Source organism: Nocardioides sp., from assembly GCF_029937575.1.
GTDB lineage: Bacteria > Actinomycetota > Actinomycetes > Propionibacteriales > Nocardioidaceae > Nocardioides.
In genome coordinates this window covers 12,954-38,962 of record NZ_JAPYPS010000015.1, presented here as the reverse complement: position 1 = coordinate 38,962, position 26,009 = coordinate 12,954, and the positions used below count along the sequence as shown (strand labels likewise).

Here is a 26,009-nt window from a genome sequence, read left to right as displayed (position 1 = left end):
TCGGCTCCTCCTCACGCGCTCGAGACCCGACGGGCGAAGCGTGCAGCGAGGTCGTCGGGGTCCAGGTCGCCGTCGAGGAGCTGCCGGGTCGGCCACGCGCCGAGGTCGAGGCCGGCGGCGACCGGGAGTCGCGACAGCACGGTGAGGTCGGCGCGGAACCGTTCGGCGATCCGGGTCAGCTCGGCACCCGTGGGTGCGGTGCCGCTGACCTGGGGAGCGCCGGGCAGCTCGTGGTGCATCGGCGGAGCCTGCCCGAAGCGGCGCAGGCCGAGGTGGTCGGTGAGTCGGTCGAGGGTGCCGGGGAAGTCGCCGAGCATCGCGCCGAACTCCAGCACCAGCCACTGGTCGACGTCGAAGACGGAGAGGCCGCGGGCGAGCTGCTCGCCGTACAGGCCGCGGGAGAAGGTCGAGGCGGACCCCTTGAAGCCGGGCGACGGGGCCACCGGCAGCGGGAGGTCGAGATGGCGCTCGACCACGACGGGCCAGTCCTCGGCGAGCGGCCCGCGTCCCTGCGCGACCTTGCGTGCCGAGCGTTCGCGTTGCATCCGCCACTGGGAGAAGGCGCGCTCGATCGGGTCCCGGAGCACCGCGACCACGCGGGTGTCGGGGTTGTAGTCGCGCATTCGCTCGAGGGCGTTCGGCCACCAGAGGTACGCCGGCGTGGCGTCACCGGCCGTGATCTCCTCGGGCCGCGTGCGGACGACGGTGTGGTCGTCGTACGGCGGATCGTCCCAGTCGACGGTGAGGCTGTTGAAGAACGTCGCCTCCTTGCGAGGCGCCCGCGCCACCTGCGGGTGGTCGGTGATCGCTCGCGACAGCGTCGAGGTGCCGGCCTTCTGGACGCCCACGATGGCGAAGCCGTAGCGCAGCCGACCGTCGCTCGTCACCGGCGCACGGTAGCAACCACGATCCTCGCGCCGAGGGAGGTGGGCGCCCCCGCGAGCGGCCAGTAGTTTGGGGTCATGGCTACCGACACCGTGCCCCCCGACGCGACCGTCGCCGACAACGCCGACGGCTACCAGCAGCCGCAGGTCGACGTCGGCTCCCTGCGCCAGCTCCTCGACGGGCGCTACGTGGATGTCCGCGAGATGGTGCGCCGCAACCTCTCCGACTACGCGGCGGTGCTCGACGACGCGGAGACGATGGGTCACGACGAGTTCCGCGAGCGCGTCAAGGACGTCACCGTCGCGATGGCCGCCACCGGCCAGACGGGCCTCGGCTTCCCGGAGGCGTACGGCGGCGGGGGAGACATCGGCGCGTCGCTCGCGGCCTTCGAGACCCTCGCCCTGGGCGACCTGTCGGTGCTGGTGAAGGTCGGGGTGCAGTTCGGCCTGTTCGGCGGCGCGATCCTCCAGCTCGGCACCGAGCGCCACCACGAGCGCTACCTGGCCGACATCGTGACCGGCAAGCTGATGGGCTGCTTCGCGATGACCGAGACCGGTCACGGCTCCAACGTCCAGGCGCTCGGCACCGTGGCGACCTACGACGCCGACGCCCAGGAGTTCGTCATCGAGACGACCTCCGAGGAGGCCGGCAAGGACTACATCGGCAACGCGGCGGTGCACGGCGAGCTCGCGGTGGTCTTCGCCCAGCTCGAGGTCGCCGGCACCTCGCACGGCGTGCACGCGTTCGTCGTACCCATCCGGTCGGACGGCGAGGCCTGTGACGGGGTCCGGATCGAGGACGACGGACTCAAGATGGGCCTCAACGGCGTGGACAACGGCCGGCTGTGGTTCTCCGGCGTCCGAGTGCCCCGCGAGGCGCTGCTCAACCGCTTCGCGGACGTGACCCCCGAGGGGGTCTACGAGAGCGAGATCGACAGCGACAACAAGCGCTTCTTCACCACCCTCGGCACCCTCGTCCAGGGCCGGGTGTGCGTCGGTGGCGCCGGGATCAACGCAGCCAAGGTGGCGATCACGATCGCCACGAAGTACGCCCTGCGCCGGCGTCAGTTCGAGGCGACCAGCGACACCGAGGAGGAGCTGCTGCTCGACTACGGCATGCACCAGCGCCGCCTCTTCCCGCTCCTGGCACGCACCTACGCACTGCACTTCGCGCAGGAGGTCGTCGCCGCGCAGGTGCACGAGATCTTCTCCGGCACCGTGGACGAGGAGATCGCCCGACGCCAGCTGGAGTCGAGGGCCGCCGGCACCAAGGCGCTCGGCACGTGGCACGCGACGCGCACCATCCAGGAGTGCCGCGAGGCGTGCGGGGGAGCGGGCTACCTGGCCAAGAACCGCTTCGCCGCGCTCAAGGCCGACACCGACGTGTTCACCACCTTCGAGGGCGACAACCACGTCCTGATGCAGCTCGTCGCCAAGGGACTGCTCACCGACTACTCGAGCGGCTTCGAGGAGATGGACCAGTTCGGCATGGTGAAGTTCGTCGCCGAGCTCGGCGTCGAGACGATCATCGAGCGCACCGGGGTGCACAAGCTGCTCGAGCGGATCAAGGACGCCCTGCCCGGCGATGCCGACGGGTGGGACCAGGACGCCGGCCTGCTCGACCCCGACTACCAGCTGACGATGCTGCGCTTCCGTGAGGAGCACATGCTCTCGGGCGCCGCTCGGCGGCTCAAGCGCGGGATGGACCAGGGCATGAATCCCGGCGAGGTCTTCTCCCGCGTGCAGGACCACGTCATCGGCTCGGCGCACGCCCACATGGAGCGACTCGTCCTCGAGGCCTTCGTGGAGAAGACCCAGGCGCTGCCCGGGGGCGACCAGCGCGTCGCCCTGTCGCTGCTCTGCGACCTGCACGCGCTGTGCGTCATCGAGTCGGACCGGGCGTGGTTCATGGAGCACGGTCGGCTCACGATCCAGCGCAGCAAGGCGATCAGTCGCGAGATCAACAGCCTGTGCCGCAAGATCCGCCCGCTGGCGGGCGACCTCGTGGACGCGCTCGGCGTCCCGCACGCGATGCTGCGTGCTCCCGAGCTCGTCGGTCCGGTGGCCTGAGGGCATGAGGGGCCTCAGGAGGCGACCATGGCGGGGCTAGCCGGGTTGCGGATCCCCGGACTCGGTGGCTGGAGCGACGACCCGCTGTGGGCGGGCGTCTACGACTGGACGGTCGAGCACCCCACCGTCGGCGGTGCGCTGTGGGCCGCCGCCATCCAGAGCGACCTGCGCCAGCTGTACGCCGCCGCGGCCGAGATCGGCACGCTGGTCCCGGGCTCGCGGGTGCTCGACGTGCCCTGCGGCGGCGGCGTCGCCCTGCGCGGGCTCCAGCCGGGGCAGGGGATCGAGTACGTCGCGGCCGACATCGCCCGGACGATGCTGGAGCGCACCATGGAGTCCGCGCGCGAGCGCGGCGTCGACGACCAGGTCGTCCCGCGGATCGCGGACGTGGGCAGCCTGCCCTTCGAGGACGCCTCCTTCGACATGGTGGTGTCCTTCACCGGACTGCACTGCTTCCCGGAGCCGTCGCGTGCGGTGATGGAGATGATGCGGGTCCTCAAGCCGGGCGGCGTGATCACCGGCAGCACGCTGCTCAACGACTCCGGCCTGCGCCACGAGCCGATGCGGCGCATCGGTCGGCTCGCGGGGCTCCTGGGGCCGGGCTGCACCGGCATCGAGGTCGTGCAGTGGCTGCACGGTCAGGGCGTGGCCGCGCCGATGCTCGCCCGGTCGGGCGCGATGGCGTACTTCCGAGGGGTCAAGGGCTGACTGGCCCGCCTACGAGGCCCGAACCGACGAAGTGGCCCCTCCCGGACGCCGGGAGGGGCCACTTCGTCGGTTGCTGTGCGGCAGCGTCAGTGCGACTTGGGTGCGCCCTTGGCCCGCTCGAACGACGCCATCACCTCGGCCTCGGCCTCGGTGCGGCCGACCCAGTCGGCGCCCTCGACCGACTTGCCGGGCTCGAGGTCCTTGTAGACCTCGAAGAAGTGCTGGATCTCGAGACGGTCGAACTTCGGCACGTGGCTGATGTCGCGCAGGTGCTCCTGACGCGGGTCGTTGGCGGGCACGCACAGGACCTTGTCGTCGCCGCCGGCCTCGTCGGTCATCCGGAACATCCCGATCGCGCGGCAGCGGATCAGGCAGCCGGGGAACGTCTTGGTCGGCAGCAGGACGAGGGCGTCGAGCGGGTCGCCGTCCTGGCCGAGGGTGTCCTCGATGTAGCCGTAGTCGGCGGGGTACTGGGTCGAGGTGAAGAGCACCCGGTCCAGGCGCATCCGGCCGGACTCGTGGTCCACCTCGTACTTGTTGCGCTCCCCCTTGGGGATCTCCACCAGCACGTCGAACTCCAGCACGTGATTCCTCCAAGCAGCATCGGGGCAGGTCGGGATTTCATTCGGGTACGTCGAGGGCCGCTCCGGCCCGGGGCACAGTGTCCCGCACAATGGCGTGGCACGCGCACCCGGGATCGCCTGGGGAGACCGAGACCTCGCCCGTGGTCCGGTCGCAGACCTGACGAGGAGAGGCGGCAACGATGACCAAGTCGTCGTCCCGGTCCCCGTCGAGGTCGTCGTCCAGGTCCGTCTCGCGATCCGCGCCCCAGGCGTCGGGCGGCTCCCTGCGGGGGACCCTCGTGCTGGTGCTCGTCCTGCTGCTCGTCGGCGGTGGCGTCGCCACGTGGCGCTACGACCTGCTCGACGGACCGCTGGACTCGCTGCTGGGCGGAGACCAGGCCGATGCCCCGTCTTCGGCCGACGTGGCGTCGAGTGACCCGGTCAGCGTGGCGCCTCCGCCGGGCCTGCAGCTGCCGGAGGTGGTCCGGCCGGATCCGGTGGCGCAGCCGTCACCGACCGGCGGGGCGCTGGACCCGGCCGCCGTACGGCGAGCGCTGGCGCCGTACCTGCGACGGGCCGACCTCGGACGACACGTGCGGGCGGAGGTGGCGCTGCTGGGTGGCGGCCCGGCGGTCTTCACGGCGGGCGAGCAGCCCGCGATCCCGGCCTCGACGACCAAGCTGGTCACGAGCACGGCAGCCCTGCTCGCCCTGGGCTCCGACCACGTCTTCACCACCACCACGGTGCTCGCGCGGTCGCGTCGCGGCGCTCCCCGGCTGACCCTCGTGGGTGGTGGGGACCCGTTCCTCGAGCGGGACGCGCTGACCCCGAGCGGCGAGGACTGGCCCTACCCGGCCCGCGCCGACCTGACGACGCTCGCCGACAAGACCGCCGCCGCGCTCCGCGAGGCGCAGGTGCGCAGGGTGCGCGTCTCCTACGACGACGCTCTGTTCACCGGTCCGGCCGAGAACCCGACGTGGGAGGACGACTACCTGATCGACGTCGTCAGCCCCACCTCGGCACTGTGGGTCGACGAGGGACGCACGATCACCCGGTTCGGCCGGGTCGCCGATCCGAGCGCGGACGCCGCCTCGGCGTTCACGACTGCCCTGCGCGGCGCCGGGGTCAAGGTCGTCGCGGGTCCCGAGGCGGACGTCGCCCCCGACCGGGGCGAGGCACTCGCGCAGGTCGAGAGCGCACCCCTGGGCGAGATCGTGCAGCGGATCATCGACGTGAGCGACAACGAGGCGGCCGAGGTGCTGCTGCGCCACGTGGGACTGGCCGAGGTGGGTGCGGGCTCGACCGAGGCCGGTCGCCGCGGCGTACGTCGGGTGCTCGGTGCCGAGGGGATCCGCCTGGGCCCCAGCCGGTTCCTCGACGGCAGCGGGCTGTCGCGGGCCAGCCGGGCCGAGCCCGGGCTGCTCGTCGACGTCCTGCGCCTGGCCGCGGACCCGAGCCGTCCCGACCTGCGCGCGGTGGTCGAGGGTCTGCCCGTCGCCGGGTTCACCGGGTCGTTGGCGATCCGGATGGACGAGGGCCCGCCCGCCGGCCTGGGCAGGATCCGGGCCAAGACCGGCACGCTGGAGTCGGTCTCGTCGCTGGCCGGGATCGGGACCGACCTCGACGGCACGGTCTTCGTGTTCGTCCTGATGGCCGACCGGATCCCCGAGTCCGGCAGCGCCACGGCGCGCACCACCCTGGACAGTGCCGCGGCCTCGCTCGGGGCTTGCCGCTGCTCCCCGTGAGCGCCTGTCAGTCGACCGTCAGCGGCCCGTGACGCGCCTCAGGCCCCGTCCCGGCGTTGTTACCGAACGCTGGGGATCTCGTGGAGATCGTGTGCCCCGCACGTGACGGCGGCCCTCGTAGTGTTCTGGGTGTCGAGAGGTCCGGGGGGACCTCGACACACTGGCCCGGGAGGGTCCGCGGCCCTGGGGGGATCGCGGGTCTCGGGGGCTTCTCGGAGGGACACGGAAGGACCTGCTCGGCGTTTCTGGGGGGAAATGCCTTGAGTGGGTCTTCCCGTGTTTTTCGGGACCCAGGGCGCCGACGGCCCCGCGGCCGCCGAGGTCCCGTCGTTCGGGTCGCACGGTAGGTTCGGCGCATGACAGCGCCAGACGGGCCAGTTGAGCCAGGCACCCGCGCCGGGTCGCCCGATCCCTACGGGATGGTCGACTGGGACCTCGCCGTACGCGTCGGGGCGCGCCTCGCCGGTGACGGCCCGGTGGTCAGCAGGGCCGAGGCCGACGAAGCCGTCGCCCAGCTGCGCGCCGACGCGGAGCGGTCCACCGGGCTGGTGCGCGACTTCACCGGGCTCGTCGCCGCCGACCACACGGCGCCTGTTCTCGTGGTCGACCGGCGGGGGTGGATCCAGGCCAATGCCGACGCCTTCAAGCACGTGATGGGGCCCCTCGTGGGCAAGCTGAGCGAGAAGAAGCCCCCGTCCCGCACGGCGATCGCCATCGGTTCGCGGGTCACCGGGCTCGAGGTCGGCGGGTTGCTGGGCTTCCTGGGCGGCAAGGTGCTGGGGCAGTTCGACCCGTTCCACGCCCCCGACGGTCGGCTGCTGCTGGTGGCGCCCAACATCGTCCACGTCGAGCGGGAGCTCGGCGTCGACCCGACGGACTTCCGCCTGTGGGTGTGCCTGCACGAGGAGACGCACCGGGTGCAGTTCACCGCGGTGCCGTGGATGCGCGAGCACCTCTACTCCGAGATCGAGACCCTGTCGTCCACGGTCACCCCCAGCGGGATCGACGAGCTGGTCAAGCGGATCAGTGACGGCATGAAGGACGGCCTGGGCAAGGCCTCGATCGTCGACCTGATGAGCACCCCGGAGCAGAAGGAGATCCTCGACCGGGTCACCGGGATGATGTCGCTGCTCGAAGGTCACGCCGACGTCGTGATGGACGGCGTCGGACCCAGCGTGATCCCGAGCGTCGAGAGGATCCGCGAGCGCTTCACCGAGCGCCGCAAGGGCGTCGGCGCGCTGGACCGGCTGCTGCGGCGGCTCCTCGGCCTCGACGCCAAGATGGCCCAGTACCGCGACGGCGCCCACTTCGTGCGCAGCGTCGTCGACAAGGTCGGGATGACCGAGTTCAACGCGGTCTGGGAGAGCGCCGACAACCTGCCCTCCAAGGCCGAGCTCGCCGACCCCGACGCCTGGGTCACCCGCGTGCTGTGAGCCTCGACCCCGCCGTCGCGGCGGTCCGGCTCGCCGTACGGCGTCGACTCCACGTCCTCGGTGACGGCGAGGGCGGGCACTGGGTGCCCGAGACGGACGCTGTGGTGGTCGCCTGCTCGGGTGGCGCCGACTCCCTCGCCCTCCTCGCCGCCACCGTCTTCGAGCTGCGCCGCGCGCCGGTGCGTGTGATCGGCGCCGTCGTCGACCACGGACTGCAGGACGACAGCGCGGGACACACCGCCCGGGTCGTGGAGCAGATGGCGGCCCTCGGCGTCGACGAGACGGTGAGTGCCCGCGTGCAGGTCGACCCCGGCGGCCGCGGGGTCGAGGCGGCGGCTCGCGAGGCTCGCTACGCCGTGCTCGGACAGGTCGCCGAGAGCTTCGGCGCCCAGCGGGTGCTGCTGGGCCACACGCTCGACGACCAGGCGGAGACGGTGCTGCTGGGCCTGGCCCGCGGCTCGGGTGGCCGCTCGATCGCCGGGATGCGCCCGGAGTTCAGCGACGCCGTCGCCGGCCAGCCGTACGACGCCTGGACGACCAACTTCCTGCGTCCGCTGCTCGACGTACGGCGTGCCCAGACCGAGGCGGCGTGTCGCGCGGAGGGCATCGACTTCTGGACCGACCCGCACAACAGCGACCCGCGGTTCGCCCGCTCGCGGGTGCGCACGACCGCCCTGCCCGTGCTCGAGCGCGAGCTCGGCCCCGGAGTCGCCGAGACCCTTGCCCGCACCGCCGAGCAGCTGCGCCCCGACATGGAGCTGCTCGATTCCTGTGCCGACGCGGCGCTCGCCGACCACTACGACGACGCGTCCGGCTTCGACGTCTGGGCCATCGAGACGCTGGAGCAGCCGATCCGCACCCGGATGCTCCGTCTCGCCGCGCTCCGTGCCGGGTGCCCGGCCGGCGAGCTCTTCGCCGTCCACGTCGACGCGCTGGAGGAGCAGGTCTGGAACCGCGACAAGCTGCCTCGACAGATCCAGCTGCCGGGCCACGTCACCGCGTTCCGCTCGGGCGACCACCTGCGCTTCGGCCCGACGCACCCACGGGACTGACCGACCCCCTACGCTGACCGGCATGGATGCTTCCGACATCGACGGCGACCTGGTCAACGTGCTCTTCACCGAGGCCGAGATCCAGGCCAAGCTCGGAGAGCTCGCCGAGAAGATCGAGCGCGACTACGCCGGTGAGGACCTCCTCATCGTCGGCATCCTGCGCGGTGCGGTGATGGTGATGGCCGACATGGCCCGCGCCTTCTCCGGCCACATCGAGATGGACTGGATGGCGGTCTCCTCCTACGGCTCCGGCACCAAGTCCAGCGGTGTCGTGCGGATCCTCAAGGACCTCGACACCGACATCTCCGGTCGCCACGTGCTGATCGTCGACGAGATCATCGACACCGGGCTGACGCTGTCGTGGCTGACCGCCAACCTGGCCTCGCGCAGCCCCGCGAGCGTCGAGATCTGCACCCTGCTTCGCAAGCCCGAGGCCCTCCAGATGCCTGTCGACGTCAAGTACGTCGGCTGGGACATCCCCAACGAGTTCGTGGTCGGCTACGGACTCGACTACCAGGAGCGCTACCGCAACCTGCGCGACATCGGCACGCTCGCGCCCCACGTCTACTCCTGACCGAGGTCGCCGGCCCGTCGCCGGCCCGTCACCGGCCCGCCGCCGGGTGAGCGCCACTGGGTGAGATGGCCTACCCACCCGTCTGAGACGATGGGTTGACCACGACGCGGAGGTAGGCGTCGTCGGTCTCACAGTTGCGAGGAAAGAAGTGGCGTGAAGCGCATTTTCAAGGGCCCGTGGGTCTGGATCGGCCTGGCGGTCGTCGGGGTGCTCCTTGCCCTGCAGTTCCTGGCGCCCGGAGGCGGGTTCGACGAGGTCCCGACCTCCGAGATGGAGGAGTACGTCGCGCAGGGTGAGATCGAGGAGATCACCTTCATCGACGGCGACCAGACCATCGAGGCGGTCCTCGACGACGGTGTGCGCGACGAGGGCGCGAAGGTCACCACCCACTACGTCCTCGGTCAGCAGCAGGGCATCATCGCCGCGGTCGACGCCCAGGTCGCCGAGGGCACGATCGAGAAGTCCAACTCCGAGAACCCCCAGCCCAGCCTGCTCGGCACGCTGCTCGTCAGCTTCCTGCCGATCCTGCTCATCATCGTCATCTTCCTGTGGCTGATGAACTCCATGCAGGGCGGCGGCGGACGCGGTGTCATGCAGTTCGCCAAGTCCAAGGCCAAGCTGATCTCCAAGGACATGCCGAAGACCACGTTCGAGGACGTCGCCGGCTGCGACGAGGCGATCGAGGAGCTCGGCGAGATCAAGGAGTTCCTCCAGGAGCCCGCGAAGTTCCAGGCCGTCGGCGCCAAGATCCCCAAGGGCGTGCTGCTCTACGGCCAGCCCGGCACCGGCAAGACCCTGCTGGCCCGCGCGGTCGCGGGCGAGGCCGGGGTGCCCTTCTACTCCATCTCGGGCTCCGACTTCGTCGAGATGTTCGTCGGCGTCGGCGCCAGCCGGGTGCGCGACCTGTTCGAGCAGGCCAAGGAGAACGCGCCGGCCATCGTGTTCATCGACGAGATCGACGCCGTCGGTCGTCACCGCGGCGCCGGCATGGGCGGCGGCCACGACGAGCGCGAGCAGACCCTCAACCAGCTCCTCGTCGAGATGGACGGCTTCGACGTGCGCGGCGGGGTCATCCTGATCGCCGCCACCAACCGCCCCGACGTCCTCGACCCCGCCCTGCTGCGCCCGGGGCGCTTCGACCGGCAGATCCAGGTCGATGCCCCCGACCTCAGCGGTCGCCGGCAGATCCTCCAGGTCCACTCACGGGGCAAGCCGCTCGAGGACGACATCGACCTGACCTCGGTCGCCCGCCGTACGCCGGGCTTCAGCGGCGCCGACCTGGCCAACGTCCTCAACGAGGCCGCGCTGCTGGCCGCACGCAGCGGCAAGAAGTCCATCGGTGACGAGGAGCTCGACGAGGCCATCGACCGGGTGATCGCCGGGCCGCAGCGCCGGACCCGCCTGATGAGCGAGAAGGAGAAGCTCATCACCGCCTACCACGAGGGCGGGCACGCCCTCGTCGCAGCGGCTCTGCCGGGCACCGACCCGGTCCACAAGATCACGATCCTGCCCCGCGGTCGCGCCCTCGGCTACACGATGGTGCTGCCCGACGAGGACAAGTACTCCCAGACGCGCTCGGAGATGCTCGACAAGCTGGCCTACATGCTCGGCGGCCGGGCCGCCGAGGAGATGGTGTTCCACGACCCGACCACCGGGGCCGGCAACGACATCGAGAAGGCCACCTCGATGGCGCGCGCCATGGTCACCCAGTACGGCATGACCGAGCGGCTGGGTGCCATCAAGCTCGGCGACTCCGGTGGCGAGCCCTTCCTCGGGCGCGACATGGGCCACCAGCGCGACTACTCCGAGGACATCGCCGCGATCGTCGACGAGGAGACCAAGAAGTTCCTCGCCGCCGCCCACCAGGAGGCCTTCGACATCCTCGAGGAGAATCGCGACGTCCTCGACGCCCTGGTCCTCGAGCTGCTCGACAAGGAGACACTCGACAAGGCCCAGGTGGCGGCCGTGTTCGAGGCCCTGCGTCGGCGCCCCGAGCGGCCGGCCTGGACGGGGTCGCCCGACCGCAACCCGTCGGCCATCCCGCCCGTCGAGATCCCCCAGGAGATCCGGGACCGGGTCGCCGCCAGCGTGGCGGCCAACGGCAACAGCAACGGCTCCGGGGTGATCGTGACACCGCCGGGGCCCGGTGGCGACGTGCACGGCGACCCGGGCGTCGGCGGTGCCGGGAGCCCCGGGCAGCCCACGCCCCCGACTCCGCCCAGCTGAGCTGCCCGTCGTGCCCCCTCACCCACGCTCGACCGAAGGATCCGTGTGACCGACAAGATCGCCCTGCCCGAGCAGGATGTGACGACGGTGCCTGCCTTCGACCACGACCGGGCCGCCGCGGCCGTCCGCGAGCTGCTCTTCGCGATCGGCGAGGACCCCGACCGGGAGGGGCTTCAGGCGACCCCGGACCGGGTGGCCCGCGCCTACGCGGAGCTCACCGCGGGACTGCGCGAGCGACCCGAGGACGTCCTGACCACCACCTTCGACCTCGGCCACGAGGAGATGGTGCTGGTCCGCGACATCGAGCTCTGGTCGATGTGCGAGCACCACCTCGTGCCGTTCACCGGGGTGGCTCACGTGGGCTACATCCCGGCCGCGTCCGGCAAGATCACCGGCCTGTCCAAGCTGGCCCGGCTCGTCGACGTCTACGCGAAGCGCCCGCAGGTCCAGGAGCGCCTCACCACCCAGGTCGCCGAGTCCCTGATGCGCATCCTCGACGCCCGTGGCGTGATCGTGGTGATCGAGGCCGAGCACCTGTGCATGACGATGCGCGGGGTGCGCAAGGCCGGCGCGAGGACCATCACGTCGGCCGTGCGCGGTGTGATGCTCACGAGCCCCAGCACGCGCGCCGAGGCGATGGCGCTGATCCACCACCACCGTTGAGCCGGTGCTGATGTCACGTCGCCTGTACGTCGGCCTCCTGGTCGTCGCGCTGCTCATCGGTCTCCCGATGGCGGTCAACGCCCTCGGCGGTCCCGAGCTCGCCGGCACCGAGCCGGCCGGTTCCGGCGCCGACACCACGGCGGTGGGCACGACCGGCGCGCCGGGCACGACGTACGAACCCGGCTCCCAGCCCAACATCGTCTTCATCTCGGCCGACGACATGACACTCGACGAGATGCGCTACCTGCCGCGCGTCAAGCGCCTCCTCGGCCAGGCCGGGGTCACCTTCACCGACTTCACGGCGCCGCAGCCGCTGTGCTGTCCGTCCCGCGCCCAGCAGCTGACGGGCCAGTACGCCCAGAACAACGGCGTCCGCGCCAACTCCGGGCGGTACGGCGGCTACGACGCCTTCAAGCCGGAGACGGCGATGCCGGTGTGGTTGCAGCAGGCCGGCTACCACACGGCCATGGTGGGCAAGTACCTCAACGGCTACAAGGGGCGCGACGCCAAGGAGGGCGGCGTCGAGGTCGGCTGGGACCACTGGGACCCGACGATCAAGGCGATCTACCAGTACCTCGGCTACGGGCAGTACAACAACGGCGACCGGTTCCGCCCCCAGGCGTACCACACCGACTACGTCGCCCGACGCAGTGCGAGGCTGATCGAGGAGATGGCGGCGGAGGACACGCCCTTCTTCCTGTGGACCTCGTTCGTGGGTCCGCACGGCCGCTGCCCGGTGAGGGCCGAGGCCGGCGGGTGCCGGTTCCCACCGGTGGTGGCGCGTCGACACCGCACGCTGCACCCCGACCTCGTGGCGCGGGCGCGCGCCAAGCCTTCGTTCAACGAGAAGGCCATGGACGACAAGCCGGGCTTCCTGCGGCGTCGGCCGATGATCCCGACGAAGCGGATCGACACCCTGCAGCGGGCGCGCGCCGGTGCCCTGGCGGCGGTCGACGAGGGCGTGGAGACGATCGTGCAGGCCCTGCGCGCGAGCGGATCCGCCGACAACACCCTGGTCGTCTTCACCTCCGACAACGGCTACCTGATGGGCGAGCACCGCTACCAGGGCAAGATCCTCGGCTACGAGGAGGCGATCCGGGTGCCGCTCGTCATGGCCGGGTTGGGCCTGCCCCAGGGCGTCCAGAATGCCCAGACCGCCGCGATGATCGACCTCGCGCCCACGTTCGCCGAGCTGGCGGGAGCGACGCCGCTGATCGAGGTCGACGGCGCACCGATCCATGTCCGCACCGGCCCCGAGGCCGCCGAGGTGGACGATCGCACCCTGCTGATCCAGGCCGGTGCGAGCAACCTGAAGAAGTTCCCGACCGGGTGGTGGTTCCGCGGTGTCCGGACCTCTCGCTACACCTACGTGCGCTACGAGCGGGACGGCTTCGTGGAGCTCTACGACCGCGACCGCGACCCCTTCCAGCTGCGCAACCGTGCCGACGATCCGCGCTACCGCGAGGTGCGCACGGAGCTGGCCAAGCGAGCCTTCGTCCTGACGCAGTGCAACGGCTCCGACTGCCGCCCGGACCTGGCGCCGGTGATGAGTCCCCAGCAGCGTGGCCCCGCCCCGGGAGCCGGGCCGCTCGCCGACCCCTGACGACCCCTGACCAGCCCTGGCCAGCCCTGACCAGCCCCGGCGTCCCCGACGACGCCGTCCGCCCGCGGACCCCGGGGGCGTGACCCCGGTCACGGGTCGACTTGACCGGTCTGCGGACACGGAGGCACCTCGGGCGCTAGCGTCCGTGGCGGCGGTCGAGCGGATGAGGAGTTGCCTGCGTGGGTGTGCGAACCGGGACGTCGCGGTCCGCTGCATTGGCGGTAGCAACCCTGTGGGGCGCTCTCGCCGCGCTCGCCGGCCCCGTGGTCCTGGCCGGCCCGCTGACGGCTCCTGCTGCGGCTGAGGTCGCTGCCGAGGTCCCGGCAGCCACGTCGGGCGCCGAGCTGCCGGCACGACGAACGCAGGCGCAGGGCGCTGAACCGTCCTTCTCCCCGGCCCTGCGCCGGATCCGCGTCGTCGACCACAACATCGAGAAACGCTCCGCCGCGATGAGCCGGGCGCTCACGGCCGCCCGCAAGACCGGGGCCGAGGTGATCCTGCTCCAGGAGGTCTGCTGGTGGCAGGCCGACCAGCTGCGCCGCCGGCACCCGACCTGGACGGTCGCCTACAAGCCTGAGCGGGAGCGGGACAAGTGCATGCGGGGGTCGAGTCGGGACAGCGGACTGCTGGGGGTCCGGCGACAGGTCGGCAACGTCGCCATCTGGACCGGCGGGAGCGTCGGCCTGCCGACGACCCACACGTTCACCACCCAGCGCGTGAAGTCGGACCGCACCGGTCTGGCGTGCGTCTCGTGGACGACGATCGTGCGGCACCGGGCGTGCTCGGTGCACCTGATCTCCCCGACCGGTCGTCGTGAGCTGATCGTGCGCACCAAGCAGGCCCGAGAGGTGCGGCGGATCACCGGCCCCTGGGTCGGCAAGCAGGACCTGGTCGTGCTCGGTGGCGACTTCAACGCCGAGCCCCAGCGCGCCACCATGAACCACCTCTACCGCTTCGACGGGGTCGGTCGCTTCCGCGAGGCGACCAAGCAGCGACTGGGCGGGCCCGACTGCCGCTGCCGTCAGGTCACCGGCGACGGGCGTCGGGCCAAGGTCGACTACATCTTCTTCTCGGCCAACAGGACGACCGCTCGGGGCTTTCGCAGCCTGCGCGTCGTGAAGACGTCCTCCGACCACCACCTGCTGATCGGGTGGGCCGACATGGACGTGACCGAACGCTCCTGATCCTGGCGAGCAGCGGGAGGGCGGCGGCTTGCGAGGCCGGGCGTGAGAGGCGAGACTGACGAGCTCGTGCTGTCGACCGAGGGGCTGGATCCGCAGGTGGACAGGACCCACGGGACGCGGGGCGCTTCCGGCACCCACCGAGCCCACGACGGCTCGCGTGCCGGTTCCCGCCGCCGGGCAGGCGCGCCGGTCGTGATGGGGGTCGTCAACGTCACGCCCGACTCGTTCTCCGACGGGGGTCGGTACGCCGACACCGACGCGGCAGTCGCCCACGGCCGGTCCCTGGTGGCCGACGGTGCCGACGTGCTCGACATCGGCGGCGAGTCCACCCGCCCGGGGGCGACGCGGCCACTGGTGCGCGAGGAGCTCGACCGGGTGGTGCCGGTGATCGCGACCCTCGCCGGCGACGGCGCGGTCGTCTCGGTCGACACGATGCGCGCCGAGGTGGCCGCCGAGGCGCTCGCCGCAGGGGCCACCATCGTCAACGACGTCTCCGGGGGGCTGGCCGACCCCGAGATCCTGGCGGTCACCGCCGCCGCGGGCGCGACGTACGTCGCGATGCACTGGCGTGCCCATGCCGACCGGATGGCCCAGATGACGACGTACGACGGGCCGGGCGGTGTCGTCGGGGGAGTGCGCCGCGAGCTCGCCGCCCGCGTCGAGGACCTGCTCGCGGCCGGGATCGCCGAGCACCGGATCGTCCTGGACCCCGGCCTCGGCTTCGCCAAGCGCCCGGAGCACAACTGGGAGCTGCTGCGGGCTCTGGCTCCCGGCGGCGACCTGAGCGCCATGGGGTTCCCGTTCCTCGTCGGTGCGAGCCGCAAGTCGTTCCTGGGAGTTCTGCTGGCGGGGGAGGACGGGGCGCCGCGCGAGGTCGGCGGGCGCGAGGTCGCCGGGCACGCGCTGACCCTGCTGCTCGCCCAGCGCGGCGTCTGGGGGGTCCGGGTGCACGACGTTCGGGGCGCTCGTGATGTGCTGAGCGTGTGGGAGCAGACGTGACGGACGAGCTCGCCGTCCTCGGCATCGAGTGCTTCGGGCACCACGGGGTCTTCGACTCCGAGAAGCGCGACGGGCAGACGTTCGTGATCGACCTCGTGCTCGGCATCGACACGTCGCCCGCGGCCGCCAGCGACGACTTGCGCGACACCGTGGACTACGGGAGTCTCGTGACCTCGGTGAAAGCCGCCGTGGAGAATGATCCGGTCGACCTGATCGAGACCCTTGCCCAGCGGATCGCGTCCGTCTGCCTCACCGACGGTCGTGTTGAATGGGCTCGGGTGAGCGTTCACAAGCCGGACGCCCCCATCGACGCCACGTTCGCAGACGTGACGCTGACGATCACCCGAGAGCAAGAGGGCACCCGTGACTGAGACCCCCAACCCCTACATCGTCGACGCCGACACCCTGACGGGGGAGATGCGTCCGATCCGCCGGGTCGTGATCGCGCTCGGCTCCAACCTGGGCGAGCGCCTGGCCACCCTGCAGGGCGCGGTCGACGCGATCGCCGACACCCCCGACGTCTGGGTCACCGGGGTCTCGCCGATCTACGAGACCGAGCCCGTCGACTGCCCGCCCGGCTCGGAGAATTTCCTCAACGCCGTCGTGCTGGCCGACACCACGCTGGCCGCCAACCGACTGATGGACCGGGCGCTGGCCGTCGAGGACGCCTTCGACCGCGAGCGCAGCGACGTCCCCAACTCCCCGCGCACGCTGGACGTCGACCTCATCGTCGTCGGTGACCGACGCAGCGACACCGAGGCGTTGCGCCTGCCGCACCCCCGCGCCGCCGAGCGCGCGTTCGTGCTCAAGCCATGGTTCGACCTGGAGCCCGACGCCGAGCTCCCGGGCTTCGGGCTGGTGGCCGACCTGCTGGCCAACCTGGGCCTCGACGCGATCACCTTGCGCGAGGACCTCGAGCTCGACGTCAACTGACGCACGGCCCCGACGGCTGCCGGCATGTCGTGAGCGACGACCAGGGCTCCCTGCGACCGACCTCGGGCGCGGTCCTCGCGATCTGGGCGATCGTGGGGCTGGCGGCCGGCTGGTTGGTGCACCCGCTGACGGATCGCAGCGGCACGCCCCCGGTCATCACCTGGACCCAGCCGGTGCTCCTGCTGCTGGTCGCCGCCATCGTGGGGGCGGCTGCGTGGGCGACCTGGCGGGTCGTGCACACGCGTCGTGAGCGACTCGACCCGCAGCACGCCTTCAACCGCCTGGTGCTGGCCCGCGCGTGCGCCATCGTGGGCTCCCTGGTGGGTGGCGGCTACCTGGGCTACGCGCTCAGCTGGGTCGGGGACGGCGCCGAGCTGGCCGACCAGCGGCTCGGACGGTCGCTGGTCGCGGCCGCGGCCGGCGCGCTGGTGGTGATCGTCTCCCTGCTCCTCGAGCGTGCGTGTCGCGTCCGTCGGGACGGTTCAGCCGATTAGTTTGGCTCCATGACTTCCCCGTCTGCACGGCCTTCCCGTCGTCGTCAACGCTCCACCCGGCTCCTCACGGCCTCCCTCCTCATCCTCGGTGCGGGCGTGGTGGTCGCTGCAGCTGCCCTGACGGGTTCGCTGGTGCTCACGGTCCTCGCCGGGATCGCGGCCACCGCCCTGGGTGCGGCCGCAGTCCGCATCACCTACGCCGAGGTCGTCGACTCCCGTCGCGACGCCGGGCGCGACCGCGCCGAGCAGGCCCAGGCCTACCGCCGCCTCGCCGAGGAGCGGCAGGCCGAGCAGGCGATCTACGTCGCCGAGACCAGCGGTCGCATCACCCGCCACCAGGCGACGATCTCCCGGCTCGAGGAGCGACTCTCCGAGGCTGCTGCAGAGCTGGCCCAGGCGCGTCGCGACCTGGACTCCGAGCGCAACGGCACCCGTCGCCTGACCGCCGAGCGCGACCGGCTCTCGCGCAGCCGCGACGACGCCGAGGAGCGGGCCGCTCTCGCGATCGTGCGGGTCGCCGAGCTCGAGCAGGAGCTGGACGTCGTGATCTCCGAGTGGCGCGCCGGCCAGGGCGCGCCGACCCGCAAGCACGCCTGAGACCACCGTCCTTCCGGACGACCCCACCGGAGCGACAGGTCGCGGACGGTACGGTGGGGTCCGTGGTTGGAGACGAACGACAGCAGTGGCGGGTGCAGGTGCCGGAGGACTCTCGGTTCGAGAGTGATCTCGAGGAGCTCGACGTCGAGCCCCCCGCGGCGCTCGCCGACGACTGGAGCATCGACACCCCCGACCCGGCCAACCTGGCCGACCTGGCGCGGCTGACGCACCTGCTCCGCGCCCACGAGCGGCACGGCCGCGGGTGGGCCGGGGCGAGCGTGGACGACGTGCTCGTCGAGGTCTCCGCCCAGGGCCTGCTGACCCGCGAGAACGTCGTCGTGCGCGACGAGCGCGGAGAGATCCGCGCCTGGGGCAGTGTCCACGACCGCGCCGGCGGCCGGATGCTGTTCGTCCACGTGGTCGAGCGCGATCTTCCCGACCGGCTCGCTCGGGCCTGCTCCGACGTGCTCATCGACTGGGCGGTCGAGCAGGCCAAGGTCCTCGGTGGCGCCCGCGGGCTCGACGTCCAGCAGATCGACACCGGAGCCTTCGAGGGCGACGAGCGCCAGGCCACGTGGCTCGGCGCCGGAGGCTTCGAGCAGGTCCGCACGTGGTGGCAGATGAACCGACCGGTGGAGCCCGACGAGGTCGAGCTGGTCGAGTCCCCGGACCTGTGGGAGGCGCGCGGCGTGCGCTTCCGCAAGGTACGGCGCGCCGGCACCGGGCTGCCGGACGAGGACGACCTGCGCGACGTCCACGACATCCTGGAAGAGGCCTTCCTCGACCACTTCAACTCGTGGGAGGAGACCTTCGACGAGTTCGTCTTCCGGCTGCGCGAGGACCCGGGCCACCGCTGGGACCAGTGGTGGCTGGCGGAGATCGTCGACGTGCCCGAGGGCGAGAAGCCGATCCCGGCCGGCGCGTTGGTCGGCACGCTGTCGGAGGGTGGCGGAGGGAGCCCCGACGGCTCCTACGTCTCCTACATCGGCGTCGTCAAGGCCGCCCGTGGCCGCGGCGTGGCCAAGGGCCTGCTCCGCACGATCATCGCCGATGCCGCCTCACGTGGCCGCGACCGCGTCGGCCTCGAGGTCGACGCCGACTCGTCGACCGGCGCCGACAACCTCTACTCGTCCATGGGCTGGAAGACGAAGTACGTCACGCAGTCCTGGCACAGGGACGTACCGGTGACCTGACAGGCGTCTCCTCCTGTCGCTTGCCAGGTCACCGGATTTCGACGCGCTCGCACGGCTTCGTGCCTCAGCCGTGTCGCTTGCTCAATCTTCGGTCGCCACGACGTCTCGTTCGTTCCTCGCGATCCGTCTGCGACCTCAGATCAGGCCGTTCTCCGTCAGCCAGTCGGTCGCCGCCTGCTCGGCCGACGCCTTCTCGTCACCCTCGACCCGGTCGCGCAGGGCGATCAGGTCCTCGGTGTCGAGCGCGGCCGAGACCTCGTCGAGGATGGCCTCCAGGTCCGGGGTGTCGATGTCCGCGGAGAGCAGCGGGATGATGTTCTGCGAGGAGATCAGGTTCTCCGGGTCCTCCAGGACGACGAGGTCCTCGGCGACCAGGGCCGGCGAGGTGGTGTAGATGTCGGCCACCTGCACGGAGTCGTCGACCAGGGCCTTGACCGTGTCCGGCCCGCCGAAGTCCTCGATCGGGCGGAACTTCACGTCCTCGACGCCGTACACGCTGGCCAGGCCGGGGATGCCGTAGCCGAGCTCGCCGAACTGCGGGTTGGCGCCCAGCGTGAACGGCTCGAGCGCCGACAGGTCACCGATCGAGGTGAGATCGTTGGCCTCGGCGGTCGCGCGGGTCACGACGTAGGCGTCCTTGTCCTCGGCTGCCGCCGAGGCGTAGACCACCAGGTCGTCGGCCGCGACGGCATCGACGAGCGCGTCGTCGACGTCGCCGGTGGTGCGCTCGGTGTACTCGGTGTCGTAGAAGGCGAGCAGGTTGCCGTTGTACTCGGGGATCAGGTTGATCGAGCCGTCCTGCAGTGCCGGGATCGTCTGCTGGCGCGGGCCGATGTTGAAGCGCTCGGTGACGTCGAAGCCGCCGTTCTCGAGTGCCTGGGAGTAGATCTCGCCGAGGATCTCGCTCTCGGGGAAGGCGAAGGACCCGATGGTGACCGAGCCACCCGCGCCGCTGCCGTCGCCCTCGCCGCTGCCGGCGGGGTCGCTGGCGGTCGGGTCGTCGGAGGCACAGGCGGCCAGGGCGGCGGCGAGGCCGACCGCGGCGGCAGCCGCGGTGAGGCGCCGAGGAGTGGAGTTGCGCATGGTGATGGTTCCCTTCGTGTCACACGTGCTCTGACGTGCGCGGCCGTGGTGACCGACTGGTGCGGCGCCGTGCCGCGGGGCGTTGCTCGGTGACTCCCGGACGGGCCGTGAGTCGCTGGGCGAGGGCGAAGAGCCCGTCGACCAGAAGGGCGAGGGCGGTGACCAGGAGGGCGCCGCCGAGGATGCGGTCGTAGTCGTTGAGACCGATCCCGCTGGTGATGATGCGACCGAGGCCGCCGAGTCCGGCGTACGAGGCGATCGTCACGGTCGCGATCACCTGCAGGGTGGCGGCCCGCAGGCCGCCGATGATGAGGGGCAGGGCCAGCGGGATCTCGACCTTGGTGAGGATCTGCATCTCGGTCATGCCGTTGGCGCGTGCGGCATCGATCGTCTGACGGTCGACGGACTCCAGCCCGGCGTAGGCGCCGGCCAGCATCGACGGGATCGCCAGGATGACGAAGGAGATGGTGGCCCCGACGATCGGTGCGGTGTCGAAGGAGAGCCAGTAGCCGAAGACCATCAGCAGGAAGTAGAGGAGGCCCAGGGTGGGCAGGGCGCGCATCGCGCCGGTGAACCCGATGACGAACTGGCGGCCACGGCCGGTGTGGCCGATGTAGAAGCCGAGTGGCAGGGCGATCAGGGCTGCGATCACGACCGAGACCGCGGTGTACTGCAGGTGCTCGACGAGTCGGTCCTGGATCGGCAGCGGGCTGAGGCTGCCCGGCTGCCAGTTGTCGGGGTCGAAGATCCAGCGCAGCGCGCTGAGAAAGAACTCCATCAGCGATCACCGCCACCCGCTGGCGCGCTGCCGGAACCGCCGGAACCGCCGGAACCGCCGACGGACCGCGCAGCCTCGAACGTCGCGAGCGGCTCCTCCCGGCCGGGGACCGTGACGCGGCCGTGGGTCGTGCGGTCCTTGCGGTTCCAGGGCATGAGCAGCCGGCCGATGAGCACGATGGCCACGTCGAAGACGAGCGCCAGGAGCAGGCTGACCAGGATGCCGACGACGACCTCCTCGAGGATGCCGCGCTGCTTGCCGTTCTGGAAGAGGAAGCCGAGGTTCTGCGAGCCGATGATCACGCCGACCGAGACCAGGGCGATCGTGCTGACCGACACGACCCGGATCCCCGCGAGCAGGACGGGCCCGGCCAGGGGGAGCTCGACGCGCAGGAAGCGGGCGGCGGGGGAGAAGCCGACCGCCACCGAGGCGTCGATCGTCGCGGCGTCGACCGAGGCCAGGGCGTCGGCGGCGGAGCGGGTCATGATCGCCACCCCGTAGATCGTGAGGGCGACGACCAGGTTGGTGGCGTCGAGGACCTTGGTGCCCAGGACCAGCGGCAGGATCACGAACAGCGGCAGGGAGGGGATCGTGTAGAGCAGGCTACCGGTGGTGATCACGATGGAGCGCGACACGTTGTTGCGGTTGGCCAGCCAGCCGAGGGGCAGGGCCAGGACGAAGCTGAGCACGATCGGCAGGAACGCCAGCTGGGCGTGCGTCCAGGTCAGCTCACCGATGAGGTCGAGGTTGTTGCGGGTCCAGTCCACGCTCAGGCCCCGCCGAGCACGCCGATGGGGCGGCCGTCCTCGTCGACGACGAGCTCGGTGCCGTCGTCCGCGCGCTCCACCCGCAGCTTGCGCTTGCCCTTGTCGGCCCCGATGAAGGAGGCGACGAAGTCGTCGGCGGGGGCGGAGAGGATCTCTGCGGGTGTGCCGGCCTGGGCGATCACCCCGCCCTTGCGGAAGATGACGACCTGATCGGCCAGCAGGAACGCCTCGTCGATGTCGTGGGTCACGAAGACGATCGTCTTGCCCAGCTCCGCCTGCAGGCGGTTGAGCTCGGTCTGGAGATCGGCGCGCACGATCGGGTCGACGGCGCCGAAGGGCTCGTCCATCAGCAGGATGTTGGGGTCGCTCGCCAGGGCACGGGCGACGCCGACGCGCTGCTGCTGGCCGCCGGAGAGCTGGCGTGGGTAGCGCTGGGCGAGCGTGCGATCGAGCCCGACCTTGTCGAGCAGCTCGAGCGCCTCGGCCCGGGCCTTCGCCTTGGGGATGCCGGTGAGCACGGGCACCGTCGCCACGTTGTCGATCACCTTGCGGTGCGGCAGCAGACCCGACGCCTGCAGCACGTAGCCGATGCTGCGACGCAGCTGGACCTTGTCGCGCGAGGTGATGTCCTCACCGTCGATCGTGATCCGTCCCGAGGTCGGGTCGATCATCCGGTTGATCATCCGCAGCAGCGTCGTCTTGCCGCAGCCGGAGGATCCGACGAAGACGGTCGTCTGGTGGGACGAGAGCACGAAGTTGAAGTCCTCGACGGCCACGGTGCCGTCGGAGAACTGCTTGGTCACCGACTCGAACTCGATCATCGTCTGGGCTCGATCCATCGGAGGGAAGGGTCCGGAACCCGACAACCCTAACCACCACCGAAGGGTGGGGCGGCCCGTCGGCCGCCATCCGGCGGGTCGGAGCGGCGATCAGCGCTCGTGGTCGCGCAGCGCCAGGGCTGCTCGGGGCACGCTGCCGGCAGCCAGACCCGGTACGTCGATCCGCCGGCCGTGCTCGTCCTCGACGCGCGGTGCCCACTCGCCCCGGGGGAGGTCGCGCAGGAAGCGCATCACCAGCGCGGCGTCGTCGCGGCGTCCCTGCTCGACGAGCCACCCGGTGAGCCGGTGCATCGGCGGCAGCCCGGAGTGGACCAGGGAGCGGGCGCCGAAGAACTCACGCACCCCCGACTCCAGCACGGCGTACCACTCGTCGTCGCAGTCGGGGATGAGCACGAAGTAGCGGTGCAGGTCGCCGGGCAGCACCTTGTCCTGGAAGGTCTTGCTCACCTTGCTCGAGCCATAGTCGAGCACCGACTGCCGGGAGGTGCGCTTGGTCGCCCAGCGGTCCTGCAGGTCGTCGAGCGATGCCCGCTGCTGGGTGATGGACGAGCCGTCCGAGCGGATCCGCCACTGGTAGACCACGTCGGGGACGACGCCGATCCGGCGCGCCCGGAGGTAGGCCTCGGTCAGGGTGGGTTGGTCCTCGTAGCGAGTGCCCACGGGCCACGACAGGCCGACGCTCACCCAGAAGTCCCGGCGATAGAGCTTGTTCCACGCGAAGACGTCGCCCAGGAGCTCGGGCATCTGGTCGATGATCCCGGCCTGCCGCGTGGCGTGCAGGCGCTTCATCCACGGGGGCTGCACCTGCCGCTCGCCGTCCGGGTCGTCGTACCACCACACGATGGAGCCGGTGACCAGGTCGGCACCCGTGCGCTGCTGCTGGCGCAGCAGGGTCGCGTAGGCCGCGGGCGGGACGACGTCGTCGGAGTCGGCGAAGGCGAGGAAGGTGCCGCGGGCGTGGCGCAGGCCCTCGTTGCGGGCCGCCCCCAGTCCCTGGTTGTCGGTGTGCACGACCTCGACGCGCGGGTCGCGGGCGGCGTACGCGTCCGCGATCGCGCCGGAGGTGTCGGTGGATCCGTCGTCGACGACGACCACCTGCAGCTCTTCGTGGGTCTGGGCGAGCACGCTGTCCAGGCACGCCGGCAGGTAGGCCTCGACGTCGAAGACGGGGACGACGACGCTGATCAGCGGGGCGCCCTGTCTTCCTCGCCATCGCATGGCGCCAGGTTAGGGCAGGGGAGAGCGGGACAGGCGATAGCATCGCGCCTCGTGAGCGCACCCACCCCCGCAGAGCCCAGCGCCCATCCGCGCACGGTGCTGTTCGTCGCCGGGGCCGGTCGCAGTGGCACGAGCACGATGGCCGGGCTGATGCAGATCCTCGGGCTCCACGTGCCGCGCCCCGAGGTGCCGGCGGACGCGTCGAACCCCAAGGGCTTCAGCGAGCCGCAGTGGGTCGTCGACCACCACGACCGGCTGCTGGCGGAGGCGAACGTCCAGGTCTCCGACGCCCGCCCTGAGGCGTGGTTCGAGACCGGCCGGATCAGCACGCGCGAGCCCGAGCGGATCGCCACGTCGCAGTGGCTCGAGGGTCACTTCGCGGTCAACTCGGAGCTGGTCGTCAAGGACCCACGACTCAGCTGGTTCCTCGGCCTGTGGCGGGTCGCGGCGATCCGCACGGGGGTGCGGCCCGTCTTCGCCACGATGCTGCGTCCGCCCGCCGAGGTGGTGGGGTCCAAGCAGCTCTACTACGCCAACAAGCTCGGGTCGGCACACCTGACGGCATCCTGGCTCAACATGCTCCTGCACACCGAGCGGGCGACACGTGCCGAGGCGGGTGCCGGTCGTGTCTTCGTCCGGTACGGCGACCTCCTCGAGGACTGGACCCGCACGACGATGCGCGTCGGCGAGACCCTCGACCTGCAGCACGTGCTGCACGCCGACTCCGAGCGGATCCGCGACGGCCACCGATTCGTCGACCCGTCGCTGCGCCGGATGGGCCAGAGCCTCGACGACCTCGCGCTCCCGACCCGCCTGCACGAGCTCACGGGCGAGACCTGGGCCGAGCTCAACAAGCTCGCCGAGCCCGAGGGTGACATCCCCGCCGTGCACGACACGCTCGACCAGCTCCGCGAGGCCTACGTCGACCTCTACGCAGAGTCCGAGGCGATCTCGCGCTCCTCGGTGGTCGCCACCGAGCACCGCCTCAGGCGGCGGCCGGGGCAGGGCGCCGCCGGAGCCCCCAAGCCTGCACCTGCACCTGACTCCGGCTTCGCCGCCGACAAGGTCCCGCACGGGTTGCGCGCCGCCGTACCGCCCTCGGTACGGCGTGGTCTGCGCAAGCTCGTCGGCCGGGAGCGCTAGCCGTGGCTCCGGCGTCCGGGGCCGGCGCTGGGACCGGCATCGCCAACCGTGAGGGCCACACCGACTACGACATCGTCTGGCCGTGGACCCGGCCCGGCGGCCTGCGACCCGGAAGCACCGCGGTCCTGCGGGTCAAGGACGAGGCACTGTCGTTGCCGTGGGTGCTCCCGCCGCTGCTGCGCGCGATGGACCACGTGCTGCTGGTCGACAACGGCTCGACCGACGCCAGCGCCGACGTCGCTCGTGCGGTCGCGGAGCAGGCCGGGCACGCCAGCACGCTGCGCGTCACGACGTACCCCTTCGCCGTCGCGCGCGCGGGCGCCGAGCACCTCGCGGTCCACGAGCAGTCCGTGCACTCGCTGGCGTACTTCTACAACTGGTGCTTCGCGCAGGTCCAGACGCGCTACTCCTTCAAGTGGGACGGCGACATGGTCCTGACTCCGGAGGGCGAGTGGTCGCTGGCCGACCTCGCCTGGCAGGTCGGTGACGTGCAGTCGATCATCAGGGTCCCGCGCCACGGCCTCTACCTCGACAGCAGCAGACCCGACCACGGCTGGCTCGACCTGGGGCTGCGCAACGCGGAGGAGTGGGGCTTTCCGACCGGCCCCGACTTCGTCTTCACCAAGGCCTTCGAGTGGGAGGTCCGCACGACACCGAAGCCGGTGCGCACGATCGGCCTGCCGTTCGGGCTGTGCGTGGAGCTGAAGTACCTCGACGGCGACGAGTTCGCGCACTGGACCGACCCGTCGTCGTTCGCCACCAGCTTCCGCAACAAGCGCAAGCGGCGCGAGTGGGAGGTCTTCCACGCCCTGCAGGACGGCACCGTGCCGGTCGGGGTCCACGAGATCTCCTCGCCCGCCGGTGTCCACGTCGTCGATCACGTGACCCGCACCTGGTTGCCCCAGGCCCCCCGCCCGCTCGAGGTCGGCACCGTCGTCACCTCGGACGACCGAGCGAGCAGCTGAGCGCGAGGCACGAGCGCGCAGCGTCGCGAGCGAAGGTTGAGCAAGCGACACGGGTGAGGGACGAACTCGTGCGAGCGGTCGAAACCCGGTGACCTGAGGTCGGACGGCAACCACGCCTGTGGCCCGGGTCACGTCACATTCCGTTCACACGGAGGAAGCACACCCGATAGATTCGACGTTGCACACACGTCAGAGTCGTACGAGCACACCGTCTGGTACCCACACCGGCCCGGCCGCCCGCAGCAACACGGGGCAGCAGGGTGGTCGGCGGGACTGGAACGAAAGGTTCGAAACC

At 71.3% G+C, this 26,009-nt stretch carries 24 protein-coding genes and 1 pseudogene; 18 read left to right on the top strand and 7 right to left on the bottom strand.

Annotation, left to right across the window (positions count from 1 at the left end; all coding sequences use genetic code 11):
- Positions 1-11: 11 nt before the first annotated feature.
- On the bottom strand, positions 12-887 hold the full coding sequence (locus Q1K33_RS07770; protein ID WP_300402400.1) for a hypothetical protein: 876 nt from the start codon (positions 885-887) through the stop codon (positions 12-14).
- A gap of 75 nt (positions 888-962) precedes the next feature.
- On the opposite strand from Q1K33_RS07770, the gene Q1K33_RS07765 reads away from it, so the two are divergent.
- A complete protein-coding gene (locus Q1K33_RS07765; RefSeq protein WP_300402398.1) occupies positions 963-2,954 on the top strand; it encodes an acyl-CoA dehydrogenase family protein in 1,992 nt (663 codons plus the stop codon).
- Between the two features lie 27 nt (positions 2,955-2,981).
- A complete protein-coding gene (locus Q1K33_RS07760; protein WP_300402396.1) occupies positions 2,982-3,662 on the top strand; it encodes a class I SAM-dependent methyltransferase in 681 nt (226 codons plus the stop codon).
- Positions 3,663-3,748: 86 nt separating this feature from the next.
- Here the strand turns inward: Q1K33_RS07760 and Q1K33_RS07755 are convergent, their stop codons facing one another.
- Positions 3,749-4,243 carry an inorganic diphosphatase gene (locus tag Q1K33_RS07755; RefSeq protein ID WP_300402467.1) on the bottom strand — a complete coding sequence of 165 codons (495 nt, stop codon included), beginning with the start codon at positions 4,241-4,243 and terminating at the stop codon, positions 3,749-3,751.
- 182 nt (positions 4,244-4,425) lie between these two features.
- Between Q1K33_RS07755 and dacB the strand changes: the two genes are divergently transcribed.
- The 14 genes from dacB to Q1K33_RS07685 all read left to right on the top strand — a co-directional run bounded on the left by dacB (position 4,426) and on the right by Q1K33_RS07685 (position 18,921).
- Positions 4,426-5,970, top strand: a complete 1,545-nt coding sequence (gene dacB, locus Q1K33_RS07750) for a D-alanyl-D-alanine carboxypeptidase/D-alanyl-D-alanine-endopeptidase (protein ID WP_300402394.1) — start codon at positions 4,426-4,428, stop codon at positions 5,968-5,970.
- A gap of 356 nt (positions 5,971-6,326) precedes the next feature.
- Entirely contained in the window at positions 6,327-7,403 is a 1,077-nt protein-coding gene (locus Q1K33_RS07745) for a zinc-dependent metalloprotease (protein ID WP_363319655.1), read from the top strand.
- Positions 7,400-8,455, top strand: a complete 1,056-nt coding sequence (gene tilS, locus Q1K33_RS07740) for a tRNA lysidine(34) synthetase TilS (RefSeq protein WP_300402393.1) — start codon at positions 7,400-7,402, stop codon at positions 8,453-8,455. Before Q1K33_RS07745 ends, tilS begins: the two co-directional genes overlap by 4 nt.
- A gap of 22 nt (positions 8,456-8,477) precedes the next feature.
- The gene (gene hpt, locus Q1K33_RS07735; RefSeq protein ID WP_300402391.1) at positions 8,478-9,029 is read left to right on the top strand and encodes a hypoxanthine phosphoribosyltransferase; all 552 of its coding nucleotides are present in this window, start codon (positions 8,478-8,480) and stop codon (positions 9,027-9,029) included.
- 153 nt (positions 9,030-9,182) lie between these two features.
- Positions 9,183-11,255 carry an ATP-dependent zinc metalloprotease FtsH gene (gene ftsH, locus Q1K33_RS07730; RefSeq protein ID WP_300402389.1) on the top strand — a complete coding sequence of 691 codons (2,073 nt, stop codon included), beginning with the start codon at positions 9,183-9,185 and terminating at the stop codon, positions 11,253-11,255.
- Positions 11,256-11,318: 63 nt separating this feature from the next.
- On the top strand, positions 11,319-11,918 hold the full coding sequence (folE, locus tag Q1K33_RS07725; protein WP_363319656.1) for a GTP cyclohydrolase I FolE: 600 nt from the start codon (positions 11,319-11,321) through the stop codon (positions 11,916-11,918).
- 10 nt (positions 11,919-11,928) lie between these two features.
- Positions 11,929-13,521, top strand: a complete 1,593-nt coding sequence (locus Q1K33_RS07720) for a sulfatase (RefSeq protein WP_300402387.1) — start codon at positions 11,929-11,931, stop codon at positions 13,519-13,521.
- A 179-nt stretch (positions 13,522-13,700) separates the two neighbouring features.
- A complete protein-coding gene (locus Q1K33_RS07715; protein ID WP_300402385.1) occupies positions 13,701-14,705 on the top strand; it encodes an endonuclease/exonuclease/phosphatase family protein in 1,005 nt (334 codons plus the stop codon).
- Between the two features lie 42 nt (positions 14,706-14,747).
- Positions 14,748-15,704, top strand: a complete 957-nt coding sequence (folP, locus tag Q1K33_RS07710) for a dihydropteroate synthase (protein ID WP_363319654.1) — start codon at positions 14,748-14,750, stop codon at positions 15,702-15,704.
- Positions 15,701-16,075, top strand: coding sequence for a dihydroneopterin aldolase (gene folB / locus Q1K33_RS07705; RefSeq protein ID WP_300402383.1), 375 nt, complete (start codon positions 15,701-15,703; stop codon positions 16,073-16,075). The genes folP and folB overlap by 4 nt, the downstream gene beginning before the upstream one ends.
- Entirely contained in the window at positions 16,068-16,637 is a 570-nt protein-coding gene (folK, locus tag Q1K33_RS07700; RefSeq protein WP_300402381.1) for a 2-amino-4-hydroxy-6-hydroxymethyldihydropteridine diphosphokinase, read from the top strand. The genes folB and folK overlap by 8 nt, the downstream gene beginning before the upstream one ends.
- 29 nt (positions 16,638-16,666) lie before the next feature.
- Complete coding sequence (locus Q1K33_RS07695; RefSeq protein WP_300402379.1) at positions 16,667-17,131, top strand: DUF3180 domain-containing protein; 465 nt, start codon at positions 16,667-16,669, stop codon at positions 17,129-17,131.
- A gap of 9 nt (positions 17,132-17,140) precedes the next feature.
- Positions 17,141-17,728 carry a hypothetical protein gene (locus Q1K33_RS07690; RefSeq protein ID WP_300402377.1) on the top strand — a complete coding sequence of 196 codons (588 nt, stop codon included), beginning with the start codon at positions 17,141-17,143 and terminating at the stop codon, positions 17,726-17,728.
- 62 nt (positions 17,729-17,790) lie between these two features.
- Positions 17,791-18,921 carry a GNAT family N-acetyltransferase gene (locus Q1K33_RS07685; protein WP_300402375.1) on the top strand — a complete coding sequence of 377 codons (1,131 nt, stop codon included), beginning with the start codon at positions 17,791-17,793 and terminating at the stop codon, positions 18,919-18,921.
- A 135-nt stretch (positions 18,922-19,056) separates the two neighbouring features.
- Here the strand turns inward: Q1K33_RS07685 and Q1K33_RS07680 are convergent, their stop codons facing one another.
- The 5 genes and pseudogenes from Q1K33_RS07680 to Q1K33_RS07660 form a co-directional block, all read right to left on the bottom strand.
- A complete protein-coding gene (locus Q1K33_RS07680) occupies positions 19,057-20,004 on the bottom strand; it encodes an ABC transporter substrate-binding protein (protein WP_300402373.1) in 948 nt (315 codons plus the stop codon).
- 19 nt (positions 20,005-20,023) lie between these two features.
- The gene (locus tag Q1K33_RS07675; protein ID WP_300402371.1) at positions 20,024-20,782 is read right to left on the bottom strand and encodes an ABC transporter permease; all 759 of its coding nucleotides are present in this window, start codon (positions 20,780-20,782) and stop codon (positions 20,024-20,026) included.
- A 140-nt stretch (positions 20,783-20,922) separates the two neighbouring features.
- A pseudogene (locus Q1K33_RS07670) lies at positions 20,923-21,549 on the bottom strand (ABC transporter permease subunit); the annotation flags it as partial.
- A 2-nt stretch (positions 21,550-21,551) separates the two neighbouring features.
- The gene (locus Q1K33_RS07665; protein WP_300402458.1) at positions 21,552-22,370 is read right to left on the bottom strand and encodes an ATP-binding cassette domain-containing protein; all 819 of its coding nucleotides are present in this window, start codon (positions 22,368-22,370) and stop codon (positions 21,552-21,554) included.
- Between the two features lie 108 nt (positions 22,371-22,478).
- Positions 22,479-23,606 carry a glycosyltransferase gene (locus Q1K33_RS07660; RefSeq protein WP_300402367.1) on the bottom strand — a complete coding sequence of 376 codons (1,128 nt, stop codon included), beginning with the start codon at positions 23,604-23,606 and terminating at the stop codon, positions 22,479-22,481.
- Positions 23,607-23,657: 51 nt separating this feature from the next.
- Here Q1K33_RS07660 and Q1K33_RS07655 point away from each other — a divergent pair, with 51 nt between their 5' ends.
- Positions 23,658-24,749 carry a sulfotransferase family protein gene (locus Q1K33_RS07655; protein ID WP_300402365.1) on the top strand — a complete coding sequence of 364 codons (1,092 nt, stop codon included), beginning with the start codon at positions 23,658-23,660 and terminating at the stop codon, positions 24,747-24,749.
- Between the two features lie 2 nt (positions 24,750-24,751).
- Complete coding sequence (locus Q1K33_RS07650; protein WP_300402363.1) at positions 24,752-25,714, top strand: hypothetical protein; 963 nt, start codon at positions 24,752-24,754, stop codon at positions 25,712-25,714.
- The last annotated feature ends 295 nt before the right edge of the window (positions 25,715-26,009 follow it).